The sequence below is a fragment of the uncultured Campylobacter sp. genome (assembly GCF_937890585.1).
Lineage (GTDB): Bacteria > Campylobacterota > Campylobacteria > Campylobacterales > Campylobacteraceae > Campylobacter_A.
In genome coordinates this window covers 1-4,546 of sequence record NZ_CALACG010000367.1, presented here as the reverse complement: position 1 = coordinate 4,546, position 4,546 = coordinate 1, and the positions used below count along the sequence as shown (strand labels likewise).

Here is a 4,546-nt window from a genome sequence, read left to right as displayed (position 1 = left end):
AGAGAATTCTAAACAAAAATTTATAGCATTTAGGGGCTAGTTTTAGCCCCTTTAAATTTAAGGGTTTGATAATGAAAAATGAGGTTTTAAAATTTACACTACTACTTAGCCTAAGTGCAGCTAGCCTTATGGCAAACGCAGACTACAACGAGTCTTACGCCATGGGAGCAACAAGTGGTGGATATGTTTTAAATGGACTACAACAACAAAAAGAGATAGGCATTGGCTACGATGCTGATGCAGTCATCAAAGGTTTTGCTGATGCTTTAAAAAAAGAGGCTAAGCTAAGCGATGATGAGATAGCAAAGCTACTAAACAAAAGAGCTGAAAATTTAGACAAGATAATAAAAGAAAAAGAAGCTGCCACGCTTAAAGAGAGAATTGAGCAAGGCAAAGCTTTCATGGATAAAAACGCAAAAAATAAAAATGTAAAAACAACAAAATCAAAACTACAATATGAAATCATAAAATCAAGCTCAAAAGGAGCAACTCCAAAGCCTGAGAGCATCATAATAGCAAGCTACAAAGCAAGCTTTATCGATGGCAAGGTATTTGACGAGACAAAGGAAGCTCCAGCTCACCTTTCTATGCTAAATTTAATCCCTGGTCTTGAAGAGGGTTTAATGCTTATGAAAGAGGGTGATAAGTATAAATTTGTTATCCCACCAGAGCTTGCATATGGCGATAGCGGAGTTGAAAACATACCAGGGGGAGCTACTATCGTTTTTGAGATAGAGCTTATTAAGGTCTTAAAGCCTAGCGAGTTAGCTGAGGCTGCTAAGAAAATTCACGAAAAAGAACAAAATGAAGGCATTAAAAGGCCTCATTAATCCATAAAAATGGAGTTAAAAATGCAAAATCAAAATAACAGAAGAGCATTTTTCAAACGTCTAGCAGTGGTTGCTGCTGGTGCTAGCGTGGCGAGCAGTGGTTTTGCTTTTAAAGAAGAGGAAAGTGTAAAAAAACCACATTTTGGCATGATATTTGACCAAAATAAATGCGTTGGTTGCACGGATTGCGAGATAGCGTGCAGGGAGGTAAATTTAGTCCCAAAAGGACAGATGAGACTTTTCGTTCAAGATAAGACTGATCCTAAAAATTTACTAGATAAAAGATATGTTAGGGTCTCATGCCAGCAGTGCGTAGACGCCCCTTGTGTAAACGTTTGCCCAACAAACGCCTGTCACAAGGACCCAAAAACAGGTATCCAGACTACAAACATAGATGACTGCATCGCCTGTAAATACTGTATCGTAGCCTGTCCTTACGACGTGAGATATATCGACAAAGTCAATCACTCAGCCCAAAGCTGTAACTTCTGCGTAGATACAAATTTAAAGGATAAAAAAGATCCAGCTTGTGTCGAGGCTTGTAGGTACGAAGCTTTGGTATTTGGTGACTTAGACGATGAGAACTCACATATCAGCCAGCTTTTAGCTGTTAAAGATAGTATAAGGCTAAGAGCAGAACTTGGTACAAAACCAAGCCTTAGATATATTCCTAAAGTAAAAACGGGGGTGTAAGATGGATGGTGCTATAAATTTTAGCGAGACATTTTCGCACGGAGTTGAGTGGGGCTGGCCGATCGCTGTTTATCTTTTGCTAGCTGGTATGAGTGGTGGCGCTTTGATCGTCGCTATACTTTTAAAACACTATAAAAAGCAAGAGAATTTCAGCCCATTTTTTAAGGCTGCTTCGCTTTTAGCGTTCGTTAGCATCATGCTTGGTATGGTTTGTCTGATAGCTGACCTTGAAAAACCACTATTGTTTTGGAAAATTTTGATCAACTATAACTTCAAATCAGTTATGTCTATCGGTGTTGCTGGACTTTGTGTCTATATACCGCTTAGCTTTTTGATGTGTTTGTATGCCTTTAGCACGGAGTTAAAATCTTTTTGTGGCATTTTTGATGGCATAATGAAAATTTTAAATCCTCTCTACCCGCTTTTAAGTGTGCTTTGCCTACTTTTTGCGGTGGTTATTTGTGCATATACAGGCTTTTTGATCTCAGTACTTATTAGATTTCCGCTGCTAAATACAGCTGTACTTCCAGCTTTATTTGTCGCTTCTGGTTTAAGTGCGGGTATAAGCGGCAGTAGCTTGGTAGCTGCGCTATTTTTCAAAGAAGATCCGCACTCAAGCGACCTTCACGCGCTTCACAGCGTAGAATTTAGCGTTTTGGGAGTTGAAATTTTACTAATAATGATGATTTTTGTATCACTATTTATCGGCTCAACCTATCAGCAAGAAGCAGCAGTTGCGTTTTATAGCGGTGTCTGGGCTAAATTCTTTTGGCTTGGCGTTGTGCTAGTTGGTTTTGTTGTGCCTTTTGTTTTAAATTTCGCACTTGGCAAAAGCGTAGCAAACTTGAAATTTAGCTTTTATATCAGCTCGATAGCAGCTGTTGTTGGTGTTTTGTTACTTAGAATTTTTATTCTTTATGCAGGACAGACTTACGGTATATAAGGTCTAAAACAAGCGATGAAAATTTTAAACGTCTACCGCTTGTCTTTAGTATTATTATTTATCCTTGCATTTGGTGCAGGGGCAGCAACCTTTTTGGAAAATTTTTATGACACACAGACGGCTAGAGTGCTAGTTTATGAAGCACTCTGGTACGAGTGCGTCATGGCTGCTTGTGTTATCTGCTTGGCTATTAGTATCATTAAAACCAAGATGTATAAAAAACCTGGAGCATTTTTCGTACACCTTGCTTTTATCGTCATCTTCATCGGTGCTGCGCTTACAAGGCACTTTGGCGAAGAGGGCGTGCTACATTTAAGGGTTGGCGAGAGCGGCAACACCATGCAAAGTGTAAAGCCTTATTTGAGAGTTGAGATGCCAAATGAGAGCTTTAGCTTCCCACTAAGACTTAGCCTACTTGGCGACAATGACTTTCACTTCAAAAAAGATATAAACGGCAAAGAATTTAAGATAAAGATAGCTGGCTATAAAAAGGATGAGAAAAACGCCCCAGCTACGCTTACCATAGAGGCTGGCTTTGCTGGGCAAAAGAGCAAGAGCGCCAAGGTAAAAGGCGGAGCTGGATATGATCTTGAGCCTAGCATTTTAAGCTTTGATGGGCAAGAGACTAAATTTTACTTTAGCTCACGAGCGATAAATTTACCTTTTTCGCTAAAACTTGAGAAATTTATCCTAGAGCGTTATGCTGGACTAAATAGCCCATCGTCTTACACAAGCAGGGTAAATATCGCAGGCAGCGAGCATGACATCTCGCTAAATAACCCACTAACGATAGATGGGTATAAAATTTTTCAGTCATCATACGACCCTGACGAGCAAGGAAGTGCCCTTGAGATAAACAAAGACCCAGGCAAAATTCCAACCTACATCGGATATTTTCTGCTTTGTCTTGGCTTTGTGGCAAATTTATTTAGTAAAAATAGCCGATTTTTTAGGCTGCTAAATTTCATAAAAGGCTCTCAGATAGCATTTTTGGCCATTATTTTGCTAAGTGCGACACCAAATTTTGCTAACGAAAATAATAAAAACTTAGAGACACATGCGGGTAAATTTGCCAAAATCTTAGTTCATACTGATAGCAGGGTCGCCCCAGCTAGCTCAGCTACAAGGGCCGTGATAAGCAAAATTTCAACCAAAACCACGCTATTTGGGCTTAGCAGCGAGGAGCTTATGCTCTCTTTTGCCCTTTCGCCAAAAGAGTGGATGCAAAAAAGGCTTGTTAGGATCACAAACGATAGGATAAATGAGCTTTTAGGACTTGATAAGAGCGAGAAATTTGCTAGTTTTAGTGATGTTTTTAGCGAGGAAGGCGACTATAAACTGGGCAAATTTGTAGAAGCTGCCAATGAAAAATCCGCCTCAAAAAGAGATAAATTTGACAACGACGTGATCAAATTTGATGAGAGGCTAAACGTCTTATATTTTGCGCTAAAGGGCGAGATGCTTAAATTTATCCCAGCTAAAAGCGGCGATAAGATCACGTGGCTATCAGTCAATGAAGCCTTTGGCTCAAATGAAATTCCAAACGAATTTAAAAATGTTTTAAGTAGCTACATAGGAAATTTAAGCCTTTGCGTGCAAGAAGGCGAGTGCAAAGAGGCTGATAAGAGCTTGGAGCAAATTTCAAGCTATCAAAGAGGCGTTTTGGGCTCTCTTGCGCCAAGCGAGGCAAAAGTCGGCCTTGAAGTGCTCTATAATCAAATGGAAATTTTTAAATTTCTCATATATTTTTATATGATCCTTGGGCTAGTTTCGCTCGCTCTTGGCTTTTATAGACTCTTTTTCGGAAGGAAATTTAGATTTGAAAAGGCTTTAAGCCTTGCATTTTTCACTGCGTTTGCGGTGCACGCTGCAAATTTAGTCCTTCGAGCCTTCATATCAGGCCACGCACCTTGGAGTGATGCTTACGAGAGCTTGGTTTATATCTCATTTACAAGCGTTTTGGCTGGAGTGCTATTTTTTAGAAAGCAAAGCTTTGCGCTATCGGCTGCGTCGCTCTTTGCGGCTATATCTTTGCTGGTAGCTCATCTAAATTTTATAAATCCACAAATAACAAATTTAG

4 protein-coding genes are annotated in these 4,546 nt (G+C 39.6%); all 4 read left to right on the top strand.

What is annotated here, in order from left to right; all coding sequences use genetic code 11:
* The first annotated feature begins 71 nt into the window (after window positions 1-71).
* Window positions 72-830, top strand: a complete 759-nt coding sequence (locus tag Q0296_RS10945) for an FKBP-type peptidyl-prolyl cis-trans isomerase (RefSeq protein WP_298040522.1) — start codon at window positions 72-74, stop codon at window positions 828-830.
* 21 nt (window positions 831-851) lie between these two features.
* Window positions 852-1,523: a 4Fe-4S dicluster domain-containing protein gene (locus Q0296_RS10940; RefSeq protein WP_298040520.1), complete on the top strand. Its 672-nt coding sequence runs from the start codon at window positions 852-854 to the stop codon at window positions 1,521-1,523.
* A 1-nt stretch (window position 1,524) separates the two neighbouring features.
* Window positions 1,525-2,466, top strand: a complete 942-nt coding sequence (gene nrfD / locus Q0296_RS10935; RefSeq protein WP_298040518.1) for an NrfD/PsrC family molybdoenzyme membrane anchor subunit — start codon at window positions 1,525-1,527, stop codon at window positions 2,464-2,466.
* Between the two features lie 15 nt (window positions 2,467-2,481).
* Window positions 2,482-4,546: cytochrome c biogenesis protein ResB (locus tag Q0296_RS10930; protein ID WP_298040516.1), on the top strand; the 2,065-nt coding region annotated here is incomplete at its 3' end.

Bases quoted from the DNA above. Each gene is read 5' to 3' on its own strand.
- Q0296_RS10940 (WP_298040520.1), top strand. From the start codon at position 852: ATGCAAAATCAAAATAACAGAAGAGCATTTTTCAAACGTCTAGCAGTG.
- Q0296_RS10945 (WP_298040522.1), top strand. From the start codon at position 72: ATGAAAAATGAGGTTTTAAAATTTACACTACTACTTAGCCTAAGTGCA.
- nrfD (WP_298040518.1), top strand. From the start codon at position 1,525: ATGGATGGTGCTATAAATTTTAGCGAGACATTTTCGCACGGAGTTGAG.